The sequence below is a fragment of the Rubripirellula tenax genome, from assembly GCF_007860125.1.
In the GTDB taxonomy this organism is placed as follows: domain Bacteria; phylum Planctomycetota; class Planctomycetia; order Pirellulales; family Pirellulaceae; genus Rubripirellula; species Rubripirellula tenax.
In genome coordinates this window covers 278,927-296,651 of the sequence record NZ_SJPW01000003.1, presented here as the reverse complement: position 1 = coordinate 296,651, position 17,725 = coordinate 278,927, and the positions used below count along the sequence as shown (strand labels likewise).

Sequence of the window (17,725 nt, the reverse complement as noted above, 5' to 3'; positions counted from 1 at the left end):
CTGGTAAGACGAAGCGGCAAGGTTGAAGGTGTCATGGTTCGGTTTCGGTAAAGACCTGAAACCTGTTCCCGGACACCTATGACCTACGCCACTACGCTTGCATCATGACGCGTTCGCGGAATGCGCTGGCGGGCAAACGCACACCGGCGGATTCGAGTTTTTCCATGAAGCTTGGGCGAACGCCCGTGCATTCGAAGTGGCCGAACGCCTTGCCTTGCTCGTTGACGCCCTTCTGGACGAAACGGTAAATGTCTTGCAGGATGACGGTGTCTTGTTCCATACCCACCACTTCGGTGATCGCGGTCACGCGGCGAGGTCCGCCTTGCAAACGGTTGGCTTGAATCAGCACGTCAACGGCACCAGAGACCTGTTGGCGAATTGCTTTGACGGGCAGGTCGAAGCCCGACATCATCACCAGTGTTTCCAAACGAGCGATCGCGTCACGCGGCGTATTGGCGTGAACTGTCGTCATCGAACCGTCGTGGCCGGTGTTCATGGCCTGCAACATGTCCAATGTTTCGCCACCACGGCATTCGCCGATGATGATTCGTTCCGGACGCATCCGCAGGGCGTTCTTGACCAAGTCCGTCGCGGTGACGGCGCCGGTGCCTTCGATGTTGGCGGGGCGAGTTTCCAAACGAACGACGTGGTCTTGTTGCAATTGCAATTCGGCCGCGTCTTCGATTGTGACGATCCGGTCATGGTGGTCGATGAACGACGACAACGTGTTCAGCAGCGTCGTTTTACCCGAACCGGTACCGCCGGCGATGATGCAGTTGAGTCGGGCTTTGATGCAGCCTTCCAGCAACATCACCATCTCTGGCGTGAACGCTTTGTAGTTGAGCAAGTCTTCCAACTTCAACGGGTTCGAACCGAATCGACGAATCGAAACGCACGCTCCGTCCAAAGCCAGTGGTGGGATGATCGCGTTGACCCGCGAACCGTCTTCCAGGCGAGCGTCAACCATCGGCGACGTTTCGTCGACGCGACGGCCGACCTTGCTGACGATGCGGTCGATGATCTGCAGCAAGTGTTTGTTATCTCGGAATTCGACTTCCGACTTCTGCATCTGGCCGCCTTTTTCGACGTAGATGTTTTTCGGTCCGTTGATCAAAATATCGCTGACCAACGGGTCTTTCAGAATCAGTTCGAGCGGGCCAAGCCCCAGCACTTCGTCGATGACTTCGTCGACGATACGCTCGCGTTCTTGACGGTTCAGCAGCGTCTCTTCGGCATCGCAAAGGTGTTCGACCACCATGCGGATTTCGCGTTTGAGCGTATCGCCCTTCAAGTCGCCGACGCGGGACAGGTCAAGCTTGTCGACCAACTTGCCGTGGATGCGTCGTTTGATGTCTTCGAATTGTTGTTGACGGCCGGCGTCAGGCTTTGCGGGTGGGGTGCCAGTTCGCATCGCTGTATTTCCTTGGTTGTGATAACCGTTAGATCCCGTACTTGGTTCGCCCGTGCCCCGGAGTGCGTTGACGGCAGGGCGAGCGGTAATGCGGGTCGTATCACTTAAGATGCCACTTTTCTCATCAAACGTGTCGAGAAAGCAACAACTAGGAAACGACCCAAGCAAAGATAGAGCGCAAAACGAGCGTAGGCCGGAATTGCGCAAGAGTTTTTGCAGACGGAACAGATTCACAAACGAAACAGACTGCACTTCGTCAGTCAGTTTTAGTACGAAACGAATACGTCGCATCGCATGGCTTACGACAGCACGCCGCATCGTTCGCTGCTGAACACCAGCGCGATCGAGAACTCATTCTTAAATGCACGTCGCAAGCTTGGTCGGGTGAAGTTGTTTCTGGCTGAGACCGGTCAAGCTAGTCGTTGGCTTTCGTATGTGTTACTAAAATTCGAGAAAGGCTTCCGCCAAATCTCCGTCCGGTCGTCCCAATCCGTACTAATGGCGGCCCTCGTAGGACCACAGGCCAATCCCGCGTGAACCGGCTTCGCCACGTCTTGCCTCGGCTACCGCAAGGTCAGAGAGGAGCGAGTTTGTTGCAAGCTCAAGCCCAACCACCTTCGCTTCCTCAGCTTGACGCTGATTCGCAGTGTGGACCGCAACTCATCCTCGCTTGCGAGGCCTTGAAAGTAGTAGCGGATCAGTTCAAACGTTTGTTTGTTCGGCTTCCCGCCGGACCAGAGGCTGATTGGCAAACAAGCGATCATCGATCAGTCGACCTGGATCTCAACCCCGTTGTCGTTGTGGCTGATCAAGTGCGCCCCGCCGCCGACACGCATGGCTACTCTTGGCTTGGACAATTGCATCAAATAGACCGAACGTTGCGTGCCCGCTGTCCCTTACGTGTAGACGATCACGCTCAACGACTCGCTGCATCACTGTTCAATCTTCGTTTTCTCCGCCGTCGGCGGCCACATCAATCCGCGACGGAACGAGCGGCAGATTCCGCGGCGGTGTTTCACGCGACGGATTCCGCGGGGATAGGTACCCACCCAAAACCTGGCTTGATTATTCGGAAAAGCGGCACTAACCGTTTCAATCCGCCGATAAGGAAACGGTGAGCTCACGGCGGTACCTATTTTTGGGGTCAAGCGATGCGGGATTTATCAACGGCTTATGGACTAGCGCTTTCGTTTGTTCTTTTTTCAAACGTTGTGCTTCATGCGCAGCAGGGCGACCGCGGAGCCGGTGAATTTTTCTTCCCGTCTGATTCTGTCGATTCGGCTTTTCGCAGCGAGGTCGCTGGCGACGAGAATCCGTTCGCGAGACCGAGCGACCCACGGCAACCCGGTTCGAGCAGGCCTTCCACGTTGCCACAGCCAGCGGCAAGCGACAATTCATCGCAATTTTTGATGTCGCGAGCCAACGGCGAGTTCAATGCGCCAAGCCGCGCGTCCAGCTTCTTCAGCTTGTCAGCAGTCCCGTACATGATCGGGGATACCACAGCGGGTGCGTGCAGCAGTTTTGAACTTGCCGGAACGAGTGCGGCAACCATTTCGCATCCGACGTACGGTTGTAGCAGGCTGAACATTTCAGAGAACAATAGTCCGGTGTTGGCCGATCGATTTTACGCCAGCTATCGACACTTTCATAACGCCAGCGAAATCGACCTCTTTAGCACTGCCCCGATCGGAGGACGCAATACGCTGGACATCAACCTGTTGACCCTCGGGCTCGAACGGAAATTGACCGAAAACAGTTCCGTTGAGATTCGGTTGCCCATCACCAGCCAGCTATCATCGGACCTTCAAATTTCTCAGACGACGGGTCCCGTCGTGTCTTTACCGCTGAACGATACCGAGGTGGCAATCGGCAATGTCGGCGTCATTCTGAAGTTCGCACTCTTTCACACCGATCGGGTGTATTGGTCGGCCGGTTTGGCAACGAACATTCCCACCGCGCCTGACGTGAACATCCAAGTAACCACCCAGGATGACCAATACGTCATTTTGGACCCCATCACGGGCACTCCGGTGACTCCTCCGTTTCGATTTGATGCACAGTTTCGAATTCAACGAGCGAACGACACGGTGAACTTGTCACCTTTCCTTGCATCAGTCTTTCATTTTTCGGATTCGTTTTATGGGCTCGGATTCGTACAGCTTGACGTGCCTGTGAACGATTCCGATGTGCGGACCAGCGGTTTCTATTCTGTTGAAGGGGCAACACCGACACGGTTCGATGAAACCGAAGGAATCTCGCAGCAGGTGCTCATGCGGTTGAACGTCGGACTTGGAAAGCAGATTTGGTCCAATCCGAATCCCTGTGGATTCGTAAACGCCGTCAATCTATTGGCCGAAGTTCACTACACAACCACGCTGAACGACGCCGATCTTGTGGGCCCAGTAACGATTGGGCCGCCGCTTGGAAACGGCGCCGCCACTGTAACCAACGGCAATCTTGCAAATCGTGTCGATACATTCAATGGATTGTTGGGCGCGCAGGTTCAAGTACAAAAGACGATCATCACGAATGGCTTCGCAGCGCCCTTCCGAGACGGCGCCGACCGTGGGTTTGATTTCGAATATAACTTCTCGATCAATCGACTGTTCTAAAAGACTTGCGACGATCGCAGTTTCTTCCATTGGTCAGATTCTTGCAACAAAATCGGATCGTCGGGTTGCGATTCCAACAGCGGCTTCAACAAGCTTTCGGCTTGTTTAGAGTCGCGGTCAAAAAGTTCAGGTCGCGACGATTGCACCAACTCGGCTCGGGTTCGCAGTGCGACGCATTGATCCAGTTGCTGGACGGGCGTCAGATTTTCCGGAGCCATTTTGTTCATGATGTTGATTGCTTCGGTCACCGATGCAATAGCCTTTTTCGGATCCGATGTCCGCTCTAACTCGGCAAGATTCATGTAAACAGCGGCCAAGCCGAACTGGTATCCGACGACCTCCGGATTGCGGCTGGCCAGTGAACCGAGTGACTTGATCGCCTTTAAGTAGAACCGGCTAGCCAGGGTTGCGTTTGCCTCACTTGCGAATGAGTCGCCGACCAACCGATAGCAAGTCGCCAGCATGGATTGATAATTCAAGTCTTGCGGTTCTTCGTTGACGACATGCTCGAACGCGACAACGGCAGATTCAAACGACTGTCTTGCCGCGGCGACATTGTTGCGAGTCGCTTCGAGAACCCCCAAATTATACAGGGCCTTGGCATAGTCGCGGCGCAGCGTATTGGCTTGTTCGCCCTGGAGCCACGGCAGTCGAATTTGTTGAGATAGGTGCAACTCACTTGCCGCTTCCTCAAATCGACGCTGGGCCAGCATTAACAAGCCTGTGTTCATGTGGCTGTTGGCCAGCTTGCGTTGGTATTCCGCGTTGTCGGGATCCGTCTTTACCAATTCAGCGCGCAGTTGAGTTGCTTCTGTGTTCAACTCGGCGCCACGTTCGGCTTTTTGTTGCTTTTGTGCCAAACGGCTGGTCGCCGTCAGCGTGTCGGCGAGCGAGTCGATTGCGATACGGTCATCCGGGGAATCCGCAATGATGTTACGCTGCAGTCCGATCGAAAACTCGTAACGTTTTGTTGCCCCGTCCAGATCCCCCAACTCTTCTTGGATGTTTCCAGAGTAGAAACTCGCACGTGCCAGGTCGGCTTCGACCGCTTCGTCATCGCGATGTTCTTCCAAGAAGTTTTGGTAGTATTCCAGCGCGTCCTTCAGCAGCGAAACTCGTAGGGTCTGCAAACCGGGCTGATTCAATAGCGACGCTTCACTGACGCGGACAAAGTACTTGTCGACGGCCGATCGCGCCGCCTCGAACGACTGACTCGCATTCTCACGAGCAACCGACTCGCGTTTCTTGGCCGCGTTGGTCACCCAAAGGCTGACGGCCAAGCCGGCAATGATTAGCATCGTCGATATCGACGAGACGGCCACGACGCCACGATTTCGCCGAGTCCATCGACCCAGCGAAGTCATCCACGTATCTGGAAAAGCCGAAACCGATTCGTCCGCCAACCAACGTTGAAGGTCATTGGAAAAGTCGGCGGCACGAGGGTATCGCTGCTTGATATCGACCGACATCGCCTTCATGCAAATCGCGTGCAGCGCCGGATCGACCAATGGATTGATTGTTTGCGGTAATTCGATTTTACCGTCTCTGACATTCTTCAACATGTCCAGCACGCGTTCGCCGGCGATCGGTGATTGGCCCATCAACACGTAGAACAACGTCGCACCGATGCTGTAGACGTCGCTGTGCGGACCTAGCAAATCCAGTCGGCCTTCGGCTTGTTCCGGACTCATGTACTGGGGCGTCCCGACCACCGCGCCCATGACCGTAGGCGAGGAATCCGAACCCGAACGAGGCTTCAACAGGCTTTCGAGATTCGTCGAGTTTTCTTCGACCGCATCCATCTTTCGGGCCAGGCCCCAATCGACGACCAGGGTTTCGCCGTGCCGGCCGATCATCACGTTGTCCGGCTTGATATCGCGATGCAAAATTCCGCGACAGTGCGCGTACTCGATCGCTTGGCAGATATCGATCACTCGTCCGATCAGGTCACGGAAGTCCAGCGAGGTGTTGCTGGATGTCGGCGTGTTTTGTGACTTGTGGAAGTCACTGGTCGCCTCTTTCAAGCTTTGTCCGCGAATAAATCGCATTGCATAATACGGGCGACCGTCGGAGTTGTGGCCGAGCGAGTAGACGGGGACGATGCCGGGGTGTTCCAGCGAACCGGTGATTTCGGCTTCGAACACGAACCGGTTTCGGCTGTCAACATTGTCCGCGTGCGAACCACGTATTCGTTTCAGCGCAACGTGTCGGTTCAATTCGCGATCGTGGGCAACGAAGACTTCGCCCAAGCCTCCGCGAGCATGTGGACGAAGTGTTTGAAAACGATTTGTCGATGGCGCCACCTGACTTTCCATCGTCGCGTCCAATGTCATGTCGGGTGGCGATTGTCCCGGTGAACTGTCGATCGTTGCCACAGACGCGCCGGTCTGGTTGCCAGGTTCGCTATTCTTAATCGACGCGATGGCTCGGGCGACGTTGTCGTTTGCTTCCCTCGAAAGTTTCGAGAAGCACGATAATTCGTCGCCACCATTCTTGTTGACGTAAAATGCGACAAGATCTTCGATCAACTTCTTTTCGGGGGCAGTGATCGCTTTTTTGTTGACCAACACATCCAGAATGCTGCCTCCCTTCTCGGAACGCCATTTCTCCACAGCCTCGGCCAACTGGGGCCCGTCGATGAAATGATTGCTCATTGCGATGACGCCGGGCAACTGCCACTGGTTGGATTCCGCAAGGTGTTTCATGGGTGACGCCTCATTCGTAGTTGAATCACTGGAAGACGGTCTTCCAGAGGCGCAAAAGGGACTTTCGCCGCTCTTCAATTTCGACCATATCGGCCGACTCGTAGACCATTCTGATGAGGTTAATCGTTCGCCAACTCGGGGGCAAGTTTCCCTCCAGGCACCGCCGGGTTAATCGCATCGCCCGCGGATCCGCGATGAAGCAGCGACGACGACCCAGCGGGAAGAGAAAAAGAGAATGCAAAGAAGAAAAGCGACAGGCAATAACTAGCACTTATGAAGTGTCCGGCTTTGCCGGACGCATGAGACGCTTCGTTTTTCATCACTGCGTCGATGGGCGGAAGCATCGTGAAGATGCACCAACCCAAGATCCCGTCGTGATCTGTATTCGAGTGATGAATGTTTTTACGCTGTCCCCTAAACAGTACTTGTCAACATTGACGTTGCTGCCGACTATCCGCGCTATCGCCTGTCAATCGAGTCCTTCGGACTTGAAGCCACACCCGCTCTGTTTCTACTAAGCCGTCGTGGTGCGGATGTCCCCGTCTCCTGATCTGAAATACTGTTGATCGACTTGACGAACCGACTTTGGACCGCCATCGTACGATTGATGATCCTTGGTCGGACCATTTTGCCACTCAATGTCTTCAAATTCGAACGTCCACGATGACTTCGCTAGTTCGACCCATTCTATCAGGCATGTTGTGCTGTGCTATTGTCTTCGGTCAGGCACCTGTGTGGATGCACGTGGCAACTTGCGATGAGCATTCACACGCGGATCATGCTTTAACCGAGTCTCCCGACTTCTCTTGTTGCCATCACGTCCACGGCGGTGAAGAGTCGGCGTCATTGGTTCAAAAAGGGTTTCCTTCGGGCGATTCGTCCGACGAACACGATTCGGATAACTGTCCGATATGTCAGTCGTTGGCAAGCCCATGTGGGCTTGCCTGGCCGATTCAGATTCCGCGTGTGGAAGGCAACTCGTCGAAGCCAGTACGCTTGCCCGCCCAATCGGTTCTGACGTCGGCTTTTCTTTTAACGGCGGATTCTCGCGGGCCGCCGGTCTTTGCCTAGCGGATTCTCGGGCGATTTGTGGTTGTTGCCTCAGTTCCTCATGGATCTTTCTGAAGCATCCCCTGACAACGTTGGATTGAGCGGGCGCCACGCGTACGTTCGCTTTCTTTCCATCTGGACGATGACCGATAACGTCCCGCGCGGGGTGCGACCGGTCAACGGTCCGACCAAACCTGATCAGTTGTGCTCCTTTGGAACTAGATATCGAAATCACCCGTTGGAGCGCCCGCCGATCGTGATTCCTTGCGGTCACCGTGACGATGCCGCCGTTCCCGCAAATCCCAGCGGTTGCATTGTCAACCTTGGGTTTGTCGCGCGAAAGCCGAGACTTGAAGACTGCGATACAGACGTTTGTTTTTTCCCTTAACTAGGATTGTTGAAATGTTGAAGTATGCCATTGCCATTGGATTTGTGTTCGTTTCATTCGCTGGATCTCAGTTCGCCATGGCGGATGATCATGCGGGTATGAAGACCGAACACGAAGCGGCGCACCGCCAGCACGACGAATGGGCGGCCGAACACGCCAAGTGGCGAGCCGACCACATGCGAGCACTTTCGATCATGGCCAAGCTGCAAGCTCGAATTTATGAGCACGAAGCGGAACTGATCGAGCACGACGAAGAAATTCGTGCCCACGACGATCATGCCATGCATCACTCGAACGAGATCGCGACTCACGAAGAACACGGCCATGCTCACGACCATGACGAATTGAAAAAGGAACACGATGACTTCAATTCGAAGCACAAGAAAATGGCGGCCAAGCACGACAAGGTCAAAGCGGGGCACGAGGAATTGCACTCGATGCTGATGAAGTTGTTCGAAGCGATGAAAGAAAAGAAGTAGAACGGCATTTGCCCAGCGAAGATTTCGACGCGTACGGTCATCGTGGCCGTGCGTGTCGTGGTCGTCGTTTCGTGCGTTGATACGTGAAAAGAAAAAGGGCCGACACAAGCCCGAGAGAATAAGTGTAAAAAGGGACGGGTAAGGAGTTCGGCCAGCGCATAGCGTTCAACTCGCTATCGGCGTATACCTGTGAATCTAAGTGATTTAGATCCGCGTCCCGTGTGCTTTTCTCTGTCTCTCTATCTGGAAGAAACGCCGACGCTGATACCAAAAGAGTACATTGCATGAGGTCGCTTGCCGTTCATTGGAGAAACTTGCTTTAGAGAACAGTGCAGGCGTTCGACTTTTGCACGTGTCTATTTCCGGGTGCGGGCGCGGATCATCTGAGCTGCCTCTTTGGATGCAGCCACAATCACGGGCACCTTCGCTTTCTTGGCTTTGGCATTTAGGGCACCCAAAGTGTCAATGTGTTCTTCGGTGCCCTTGGCCCCGAGAATTTGGCAGGCAACCTGCAACACCACTGGGTTGGTCGATTCAAGCAGCCTGACACCTATCGCAACAGGGTCTTCACACTTCGTTGCCAACAGGTCGTACATCGCTTTCTGATGTCGGCGATCGACCAGCGATTCGGCAATCACAACCAACAACTCAGGTGTCACCGATGCACTGACCACCACCGACATGATGTCCAGAAACTCATCATCCGAAAGAGAGTGAAAAAGTGAAAAGGGACAGGCAAAGAGTGCGGTCAGCAATCAGGGTTCATTGCCGACACTTCGACTTCGCAAACGAAAAAAGCCGAGCCATCCTTCGTTGGAAAGATGGCTCGGCTTGCATTCGAGCTACTTGGAGCGTCGCTGGCGATTCTTACCAAGGGCCTCGGACGTAGTACGTACCGAACTGGTCGGTGTGGCTTGGCCAGTTCGGCGTTCCCATGAACTGTCCTTGGCTGGCAGCACCCGGCGAGTTCGCGCTGCGACCGAATTGGTGGTAGATCGGATACGTTTTGTTCTGGCTAACGCCCCACGAATACGTTTGACGCATGTGGGCCGTCGGAGGAACAACCAATGCCAACGGTTGCCCGTAGTTCTGGTTGTAGTAGTTGCCGTGCCAGGGGCGATTCATCGAGTAGTTGTAGTTCCAAACTTGGGCTACTGCTAATGGATCGCTGGCGCTGGCGGTCGAGCCGTCCACGACGATCGCCGAGGCAACCAAGCCGGCGGCAAGAATGATTCGGTTGATCATAGTTTCAGTTCTCGAGGGCTAAGGGGGGGAATGGTTTGTCTTAGCGAGGGATTCGCAAGAAATTCCAATAGATATTACTGGCCGTTTGACGAACCGGCGGGCTGAAATAAGTCGCACGGGTGCGGTTCATGCCTCGGCCGTTGTCATAGTAGTTATGGAACTTGTTCTTGTGCCAATATAGCATTTCTTCGGGATAGAAAGGCTGATAGGTAAAGTGCGTGTGCCCGACGTTCGGTGGCACCGGTAATGGCGACAAGTACATTTGAGCGTTCGCCGCGCTGGCGTTGCCCTGGGTGTAGTAGTTGTAGAACAGGTCGGGCTGGCCATAGGCGCGGCCGATGACTCCGGCCGACATGTCGCCGACGAATGAACCATCTTCGTACACGGTGCCGCCGTCGACCGTTTCGGTCGGGTAAGAGTCGCCGGAGTAAGATTCCGCGGGATACGACTCAGTCGGGTACGAATTGCCCGAGTAGACGTCGCCACCGATATAGCCGCTGTCGACGGGCGACCCCAGAATTGGCGTGCCTTCGATCGGGCTGCCCAGGATCTGTTCGCCAAGGATGTGTTCTTGAGCGTGCAACGCGGTGGTTCCAACCGAGACGCCACAAAGGGTGCTCAGCGCAACCGCCAAAGCGGGAACCACGTTAGGGAAAGATTGGTACTTCATGGCTGGGGTTCCTCCGTGAACCTCATTCCGGGCCGGATCCCATTCGGGGCGGCGCGGTTGGGCTGGACTTGTTTTCAGATGTCGGCCCACGGTCGGGCGACCCTAGGCTTTATTGGTTTCGGCTGTTCGTCCCCGTCGGGATGACGTCCGGCTTCGCCACCGGGCTCCACCAGCACAATCGGCGAGTGTGCGAGAACCCCCAATGCGGTCTCAATCGACTCGTCTGGCGTGATCGGCACAAACTGCCTAACTTCTCTCGTGCGAGGCGCAGGCACGAAGCAAACGCGTTTGATCGCGTCGGCCACGCCCCCGAGTTGGCCCACCGCCGTCTCGCGAAAACCCGTTTCATTCACAGACAAGGAAGAGTTTGGCGTGGCAAAGCGTCGTTCGCGAAATTCAAAAGGCTCCAAAAAGTCCAACGATTCACTCTTCGACGCCGTCGGCGAGAATTTGGTCGGTGTACCCCTGCGCCAAGCGGCCCAGGAGAAGTATCTCAACTATTCGTTGTCGGTCATCACCAGCCGTGCGTTGCCGGACGTGCGGGACGGGCTGAAACCCGTCCAGCGACGGATTCTGTACACGATGGACGGCCAGAATCTGTCCGCGACCAGCAAGCACGTCAAATGTGCCAAGGTCGTCGGTGACGTCATGGGTCGCTTTCACCCGCACGGTGACAGTTCGATCTATGAAGCGATGGTCCGGATGGCCCAGTCGTTCAGTTTGCGAATGCCCCTGGTCGACGGCAGCGGCAACTTCGGCAGCGTCGACGGTGACAACGCCGCCGCGATGCGATACACCGAATGCCGGATGTCACCGATCGCCGCCGAAGTGCTGGCCGACTTGGCAACCCGCACGGTCGCATTCAAACCCAACTACGACGGCAGCCGCGAAGAACCGGTCGTCTTACCCAGTCGGATGCCCAACCTGCTGGTCAACGGTTCCACCGGGATCGCCGTCGGTATGGCGACGAACATCCCGCCGCACAACTTGCGCGAGGTCTGCAACGCGCTGTTGAAGTTGTTGCGAGATCCGGAAGTCAAAGACTATCAATTGGTCGCCAATGATGCGGTCCAGGGTCCGGACTTTCCCACCGGCGGCCAAATCACAAACACCAAAGACGAACTTCGCGAGATCTACGCGACCGGCACGGGCACGGTCAAACTGCGCGGCACCGTCAAGTTGGTCAAGATCGACGGCAATCGAGTCCTGCAAATCGATTCCATCCCGTTTGGCGTCAACAAAGCGTTGATGGTCGAACGGATCGCCGAAATCATCTACAGCGGAAAGCTGCCGTTGGTAACGGAAGTTCGTGACCTTTCGACCGAAGACATTCGCGTCGACTTGGTGCTAAGAAAAGACGCCGACGAAAACAAAGTACTCGCCTATCTGTACAAGCACACGCAACTGCAGAACAATTTCAACGTCAACTTGACGTGTTTGGTGCCGACGGAAAATCCCGAAGTCGGCGCGCCCAACCGTTTGAGTTTGAAAGAGATCCTCTGGCACTTCTTGCACTTCCGATTGGACGTCGTCACCAAGCGATTGGAAAATGAACTGCGAGCGCTGGAACGCCGCATTCATATCCTGAACGGCTTTGCGTTGATTTTCGATGCGCTTGATGAGATCATTCGCATCATTCGCAAAAGCGACGGAAAGGCCGACGCGGCAGCCAAAATCATGAAACGCTTCCCCGCCGATGCCAAAGGCGGCGGACTGGACGAAGAACAAACCGACGCGATCTTGGAATTGCGGCTGTACCGTTTGGCCCGTCTAGAGATCAATATGATCTTGGACGAGCTGAAGAACAAGAACAAACGGGCAAGCGAAATTCGCAAGCTGCTGGCCGAAGATACTGCCGACACAAATGCATCGGGGCGTTGGCAAATCGTTCGTGGTGAGATCGAAAAACTGATCGAAGACTTCGGGAAATCGGAAGCCGGCAAACGTCGATCAACGATCGACACGGTCGAAGAAGAAGAATACACCGCCGAAGACTTCATCGTCGCCGAAGAATGTCACATTCTGGTCACGACCGATGGCTGGGTGAAGCGTCAAAAACAAATCGCCGACCCGTCCAAAAGTCGGCTTCGACAAGGCGACACGGTGTTGGGATGTGTCGCCGGCAGCACGCGAGAAACGATCGGGTTCTTTTCATCGTTGGGCGTTTGCTACACGGCACGAATGATTGACATTCCCGCATCGACCGGGTTTGGCGAACCGATCCAAAAATTGTTCAAGTTGAAGGACGGCGAAAAAATCGTTGCCACAATGTCGTTCGATCCTCGTGTGATCGGTGACATTTCCGAAGATCCCAAGAAGCCCGACTTGTGCCCCGTGACTCACGCCTTGGCGGCAACATCGAACGGATTTGCGTTGCGGTTCGGACTGCAATCGTTTGCCGAACCTTCCACCCGCAGCGGACGCCGCTATGCCCGCGTTGCCGGCGCCGCCAAAGTGATCGACGTCGCCGCGATCCACGGCAGCGAAACGATCTTGGCGGTGTCGCGTGAATGTCGCGCGATGGTTTGCCCGGCCGAAGAAATCAACTATCTGTCGGGGCCCGGAAAAGGGGTCACGCTGATCCGCTTGGCGGCCGATGACCAACTGCTGGGGTTCAAGGCGTCCACGGGTGATCGCGATCTGATGACCGTCGTTACCAACCGTGGCGCAAAGAAAACCATCTCGACGGCCAAGTACCGAATCACGTCACGAGGCGGTCGAGGAAACGAAATCCAGAAGAACGGAAAGATCGACCTGATCCTGTCGCTGCCGCCCGGCGCACCACCCATCCTAGAAGAAGAATAGGTCTGGCCATGTCCACTACCGCAGCGAAACGATACGACGCCGACGATATCACCGTCCTCGAAGGACTCGAGCCCGTTCGCAAACGCCCGGGTATGTACATCGGGGGCGTCGGGATGCAGGGGCTGCATCACTTGATTTGGGAAGTCGTCGACAACAGCGTCGACGAAGCGATGAACGGTCATGCGACCGAGATCACCGTGACGCTTCACAATGACGGACGGACCGTCACGGTCTCGGACAATGGTCGCGGCATTCCGGTCGACCGAAACACCAAGACAAAAAAATCGGCGCTCGAAACCGTGCTGACGGTCCTGCACGCGGGCGGAAAGTTCGACGAAGGCAACTACAAAACGGCCGGCGGTTTGCACGGCGTCGGTGCGTCGGTGGTCAATGCGCTATCCAAAGAGTTGGTCGCGGTCATCAAACGCGACGGTGCTCAGTACCGGATGGCGTTTGCCAAAGGTCAACCGACAAGCAAACTACAAAAACTCAAGGGTGCCGTTCGTGGTACCGGCACCACCATCACGTTCACACCCGACCCGACGATCTTCCCGAAAACCGATTTCGACACCGCTCTAATACGATTGCGATTGGAAACGGCAAGCTTTCTGCACCGTGGCGTGAAAGTCACTTACGTGGACGAGTCCGCCAAGACCAAAAACACGTTCCATCACGAAAACGGCATCGTTGACTATTTGGGCAAAGTGTTGAAGGAACGAAACGCCCGACCGATCCACGAACTGCCCTTCACCCTTCGCAAAGACGATTCCGAAGCACGCGTCGAAGTCGCCGTGCAGTGGACCGAGTCGACGGACGAACACCTGCGCAGCTATGTCAACGGGATTCCCACCGGAAGCGGCGGGACGCACGAAAACGGCTTTCGAAGCGGACTCAATAAAGCCGTTCGCAACTACATCGACACGCATTCGTTGACGCCGCGCGGTGTCAAAATCGCAACCGAGGACATTCGCGAAGGCATGGTCGGCATCTTGTCGGTGTTCATTTCGGAACCCCAATTTCAAGGGCAAACGAAAGACAAACTGAACAACCCCGAAACGCAAACAACCGTCGAAAACACGGTTCGTCCCGCGATGGAACAGTGGATGAACAACAACCGCAGCGTCGCCGATTCGGTGATCGCACGGATCATCGCCGCGGCACGAGCCCGTGAAGCATCGCGAGCGGCATCCAATGCGATCTCTCGCAAAGGCGGCAGCAAGCGAACGATGTTGCCGGGCAAGTTGTCGGACTGTGTCTCGGGCGGTAAAGGCGATTCAGAGCTATTCATCGTCGAAGGTGACTCGGCCGGTGGCAGCGCCAAACAAGGCCGTGATCGGAACCATCAAGCGATCCTGCCTCTGCGCGGGAAAGTGCTCAATACCGAGAGCGCGACGCTGAAGAAAATTCTTGAAAACAAAGAAATTCAAGACCTTGTTGCCGCACTTGGGTGTGGCATCGGTCCCAACATGGATTTGTCGCAGTTGCGATACGATCGAGTCGTCCTGTTGGCCGATGCCGATAGCGACGGACACCACATCACGACGTTGCTGTTGACTTTCTTTTATCGCCACATGCCGTCGTTGATCGCGGCCGGTCGTTTATACATCGCCGTCCCGCCGCTGTACCGAATCGACATCGGCAAAGAAACCTATTGGGCGGCCGACGAACCCGACCGCGAACGGATCATTGCCGACCACGGCGGCCGATCGAAGCCCGAAATCACACGATTCAAAGGTCTCGGCGAGATGATGCCCAAGACGTTGTGGGAAACGACGCTCAATCCAAAGACTCGGCGAATGGTCAAGGTCGAAATCGATGACCACTTGGAAACGGACCGCGTGATCAGCGATCTGATGGGACGCGACGCATCCGCTCGTTTCCGTTTCATCATGGAACGCGCCGAAGACGCCGAAGCGATCGACGTGTAGCGTTATCGTTCCAGCAAACGTTTGGATTCGTTGATCAAAAATTCGATATCCATGAACGGTTCATAACCGATGTCTTGCCAGCGTACGTTGCCGGCCGGATCAATCAAGAACGTGCCGTGCAGTGGTTGCTTCTCGAAATCGTCGTAGCAGCCGAACGACCGAAAAACATGTTGCTTTTCGTCTGATAGCAGTGGGAACGGGATTTCTTTCTCGAAGTTTTCGAGTCCCGTTTTCAGTTCGTCGACCGATTCGGTGCTGATCGCGACGACTTCGATTCCCATGTCTTCGAATTCTTTCATTTTCGGCGTCATTGCGTGCAGTTGTTCCATGCAGTGCAAGCATCCGAAACCGAGATAGAACACGATGATGCGAGGTTTGCCGTCGTACTCATCGCCCGCGACCAAGGTCCCGTCGCTCGCTTTGGCTCCCCACGGTTCGGCGCGATAGGGTTGCCAGCGGAACGGACCCAACTGATCCAGTGGCGGTCGCTCGCCCAAATCCTTGGCCGGTTCACCGACGATCCGCCAGTCTCCCTGAACGTCCGCTGCTCGAGCGACCGGACGAAGCCGGGCCAGCATCGGTGTGTCGATGTCCGCAACGGCGGCAACGCTTCGAAGGTTGGTAAACGACTTCTTCGCGTCCTCGCGATTGCCCTTTTCCCACAACAGATCGACCAGCGCCGCCAAGGGACGCACTTCGCCCGGATGATCTTTGACGGCTTTGCGAGTTCGACCGATCGCTTCGTCCAGATTTCCCGCTCGCGCAAGCCACTGGGACTCCATGACCGGATCCAGCTTTGCAACTTTCGCGTGTTTCTTGAACGCATCCACGTCCTTGCGCCGACTCGCTGCGGCAGCCGAGACACGGGCAATCAGCTTGCGCAGTTCGTCGATGTGCTTCCGGATTTTGTCTCGCGAAGGCGGCGACTTTGTTTCGGTGTCGCTCGCGTCCTTGTCCAATGCCGGTTCGGGTTCCGCCAAGTCGATCAGTTGCCCTTGAAGGGCGAGTCGCCGTCGCTGTAACGATCGTAGCGTCCGAGCACCCTCGGCTGGCTTTCCGAGTCGGGCTTTGAAGTGAGCGACCGCCAACCAGCTCATCCATTCCTCCTGAGCCGCAGCGTCATCGCCCGGTGTCAAAAAGTCGCCGCCTGCTTCCCGCAACAGCTCGTCCCACAAACCATATTGGGTCAGCGTCTGGATCAATCGTTGTCGGCCGAACTTATGACTGCCACCTTTCTCGAGCGTGTTGTACTTAGGGTGTCTCGGTAGCGAAATCAAGTTGCGAGACAGGTCCAAGGCATCGTTGACTCGGCCCACGAACAGGAGATTCCGAACCAGCCACTCGTTGTTGTGAGCAAAGTTATGGATTTGATCGGGCATCAAACGCTTATCAATCATGTGAGCATGATCGACTCGTGCCGAAGCTTCTTGTTGCCAAGCCGCATCGTTGTACCGTTTCAACTTGGAATAGATGTGTCCGGGCATGTGCCACATATGGGCGATGCCGGGGCCGGACGACCCGCACTTGGCCGCCGAAACCAATGCGTTCTGTGGGCGTTTTGAGTCCCACAAATGGATGCGGTAGTGATGCGCGGGATGCATCGGATCGACTTCAAAGATCTGCTCCAGCAAAGCTTCGACGGCGTATCGGCTGTGCAGTTTGACGCCGTCTCGATCGCCCAACCAAAGGGCCAAAACCAAAAAGGCTTTCGCTTCGATGTCGTCGGGATGCTCGTGCAGGATGTCTTCCAAGTCGGCCAAGTATCGCTCGGTGCGTTTACGCTTGGCATCCTTTTTCGCGTCTTTGGAAAGCGTCTCGCCCTCGTTGGCGTTCGGTTCGATCCATCGGTCGAGGGCTTCGATATACATTTTTTCACGCCGCGTCGTTTTCTTACCGCGAAGCTTCACTGCTTCGTCAATCATGCCGCGGGCACGCGATGGATTGTTGACGTTTGCCATTGCCATGCCCCAGTAAGCGATTGCCATCGTTGGATCTTCGGCGACGGCTTGGCGAAAAGAACGTTCCGCTTCTAGGTACCAAAACCCGTGCAGTTGGCCGACGCCTTGTTCGAAGAACGATTGTGCCGTGCCTGACGGGGTAGATGTCGAAAACTGAATTTTGGGGATGCCGGCGATGATCGTTGCGGCTTGCCGGGGGCCTTCGTTGAACGCGTCGCCGTGGAAACTGTGGCCTGGATCGACTTCGTCTTTGTCTTCGTGGTTGGGCGACGACGGATCGACAGAAACGTGGCCTTCGGCGGCGACCGAGGTTTGTAAATGGACAAAGCAAAGGAACGTCAGAAACAGGACGAACAGGTATCGAATCGGCATCGGTGGAACCAAGGCGGGCACGTTCAAGGTGGGAAACCGGCGTGCGGTCCGTAGACCGCCGGCCAATGATTCCGATTGTAGTCTCGAACCCGGATTCTGTTC

At 55.6% G+C, this 17,725-nt stretch carries 13 protein-coding genes and 2 pseudogenes; 6 read left to right on the top strand and 9 right to left on the bottom strand.

What is annotated here, in order from left to right:
* Positions 1-91: 91 nt before the first annotated feature.
* Positions 92-1,411, bottom strand: coding sequence for a CpaF family protein (locus Poly51_RS12035; RefSeq protein ID WP_146457783.1), 1,320 nt, complete (start codon positions 1,409-1,411; stop codon positions 92-94).
* A 288-nt stretch (positions 1,412-1,699) separates the two neighbouring features.
* Between Poly51_RS12035 and Poly51_RS31255 the strand changes: the two are divergent.
* Positions 1,700-1,948, top strand: a pseudogene (locus Poly51_RS31255) (IS256 family transposase); the annotation flags it as partial.
* 78 nt (positions 1,949-2,026) lie between these two features.
* On the opposite strand, the pseudogene Poly51_RS31775 reads toward Poly51_RS31255, so the two are convergent.
* Positions 2,027-2,235 (bottom strand): annotated as a pseudogene (locus Poly51_RS31775) (IS4 family transposase); the annotation flags it as partial.
* 585 nt (positions 2,236-2,820) lie between these two features.
* Here Poly51_RS31775 and Poly51_RS12030 point away from each other — a divergent pair.
* Positions 2,821-4,023, top strand: coding sequence for a hypothetical protein (locus Poly51_RS12030; protein WP_146457781.1), 1,203 nt, complete (start codon positions 2,821-2,823; stop codon positions 4,021-4,023).
* Here the strand turns inward: Poly51_RS12030 and Poly51_RS12025 are convergent.
* Positions 4,020-6,728: a serine/threonine-protein kinase gene (locus Poly51_RS12025; protein ID WP_146457779.1), complete on the bottom strand. Its 2,709-nt coding sequence runs from the start codon at positions 6,726-6,728 to the stop codon at positions 4,020-4,022. The two genes, Poly51_RS12030 and Poly51_RS12025, sit on opposite strands and share 4 nt — an antisense overlap.
* Positions 6,729-6,847: 119 nt before the next feature.
* Positions 6,848-7,072: a hypothetical protein gene (locus Poly51_RS31005; protein ID WP_146457776.1), complete on the bottom strand. Its 225-nt coding sequence runs from the start codon at positions 7,070-7,072 to the stop codon at positions 6,848-6,850.
* Positions 7,073-7,391: 319 nt separating this feature from the next.
* Here Poly51_RS31005 and Poly51_RS31770 point away from each other — a divergent pair, with 319 nt between their 5' ends.
* Together Poly51_RS31770 and Poly51_RS12010 are read left to right on the top strand one after the other, a co-directional pair.
* Positions 7,392-7,799 carry a DUF2946 family protein gene (locus tag Poly51_RS31770; RefSeq protein ID WP_146457774.1) on the top strand — a complete coding sequence of 136 codons (408 nt, stop codon included), beginning with the start codon at positions 7,392-7,394 and terminating at the stop codon, positions 7,797-7,799.
* A 381-nt stretch (positions 7,800-8,180) separates the two neighbouring features.
* Positions 8,181-8,645, top strand: coding sequence for a hypothetical protein (locus Poly51_RS12010; RefSeq protein WP_146457772.1), 465 nt, complete (start codon positions 8,181-8,183; stop codon positions 8,643-8,645).
* A gap of 356 nt (positions 8,646-9,001) precedes the next feature.
* Here Poly51_RS12010 and Poly51_RS12005 read toward each other — a convergent pair whose 3' ends face one another.
* The 4 genes from Poly51_RS12005 to Poly51_RS11990 all read right to left on the bottom strand — a co-directional run bounded on the left by Poly51_RS12005 (position 9,002) and on the right by Poly51_RS11990 (position 10,919).
* The gene (locus Poly51_RS12005) at positions 9,002-9,400 is read right to left on the bottom strand and encodes a hypothetical protein (protein ID WP_146457769.1); all 399 of its coding nucleotides are present in this window, start codon (positions 9,398-9,400) and stop codon (positions 9,002-9,004) included.
* A gap of 112 nt (positions 9,401-9,512) precedes the next feature.
* A complete protein-coding gene (locus Poly51_RS12000) occupies positions 9,513-9,890 on the bottom strand; it encodes a hypothetical protein (RefSeq protein WP_146457767.1) in 378 nt (125 codons plus the stop codon).
* A gap of 40 nt (positions 9,891-9,930) precedes the next feature.
* Complete coding sequence (locus tag Poly51_RS31250) at positions 9,931-10,560, bottom strand: hypothetical protein (RefSeq protein ID WP_246114437.1); 630 nt, start codon at positions 10,558-10,560, stop codon at positions 9,931-9,933.
* Between the two features lie 74 nt (positions 10,561-10,634).
* Complete coding sequence (locus Poly51_RS11990) at positions 10,635-10,919, bottom strand: hypothetical protein (protein WP_146457765.1); 285 nt, start codon at positions 10,917-10,919, stop codon at positions 10,635-10,637.
* Between the two features lie 13 nt (positions 10,920-10,932).
* Between Poly51_RS11990 and Poly51_RS11985 the strand changes: the two genes are divergently transcribed.
* Both Poly51_RS11985 and Poly51_RS11980 read left to right on the top strand, forming a co-directional pair.
* Positions 10,933-13,365 carry a DNA gyrase/topoisomerase IV subunit A gene (locus Poly51_RS11985; RefSeq protein ID WP_146457763.1) on the top strand — a complete coding sequence of 811 codons (2,433 nt, stop codon included), beginning with the start codon at positions 10,933-10,935 and terminating at the stop codon, positions 13,363-13,365.
* Positions 13,366-13,373: 8 nt separating this feature from the next.
* Entirely contained in the window at positions 13,374-15,293 is a 1,920-nt protein-coding gene (locus tag Poly51_RS11980) for a DNA gyrase/topoisomerase IV subunit B (protein ID WP_146457761.1), read from the top strand.
* Between the two features lie 2 nt (positions 15,294-15,295).
* On the opposite strand, the gene Poly51_RS11975 is transcribed toward Poly51_RS11980, so the two are convergent.
* A complete protein-coding gene (locus Poly51_RS11975) occupies positions 15,296-17,644 on the bottom strand; it encodes a peroxiredoxin family protein (RefSeq protein ID WP_246114503.1) in 2,349 nt (782 codons plus the stop codon).
* Positions 17,645-17,725 lie beyond the last annotated feature (81 nt).

What these genes read in the sequence shown, in the direction of transcription:
- Poly51_RS12000 (WP_146457767.1), bottom strand. Translation starts at nt 9,890, where the DNA reads ATGATCAACCGAATCATTCTTGCCGCCGGCTTGGTTGCCTCGGCGATC.
- Poly51_RS11980 (WP_146457761.1), top strand. Translation starts at nt 13,374, where the DNA reads ATGTCCACTACCGCAGCGAAACGATACGACGCCGACGATATCACCGTC.
- Poly51_RS31005 (WP_146457776.1), bottom strand. Translation starts at nt 7,072, where the DNA reads ATGCTTCCGCCCATCGACGCAGTGATGAAAAACGAAGCGTCTCATGCG.
- Poly51_RS12035 (WP_146457783.1), bottom strand. Translation starts at nt 1,411, where the DNA reads ATGCGAACTGGCACCCCACCCGCAAAGCCTGACGCCGGCCGTCAACAA.
- Poly51_RS12025 (WP_146457779.1), bottom strand. Translation starts at nt 6,728, where the DNA reads ATGAAACACCTTGCGGAATCCAACCAGTGGCAGTTGCCCGGCGTCATC.
- Poly51_RS31770 (WP_146457774.1), top strand. Translation starts at nt 7,392, where the DNA reads ATGACTTCGCTAGTTCGACCCATTCTATCAGGCATGTTGTGCTGTGCT.
- Poly51_RS31250 (WP_246114437.1), bottom strand. Translation starts at nt 10,560, where the DNA reads ATGAAGTACCAATCTTTCCCTAACGTGGTTCCCGCTTTGGCGGTTGCG.
- Poly51_RS12030 (WP_146457781.1), top strand. Translation starts at nt 2,821, where the DNA reads ATGTCGCGAGCCAACGGCGAGTTCAATGCGCCAAGCCGCGCGTCCAGC.
- Poly51_RS12010 (WP_146457772.1), top strand. Translation starts at nt 8,181, where the DNA reads ATGTTGAAGTATGCCATTGCCATTGGATTTGTGTTCGTTTCATTCGCT.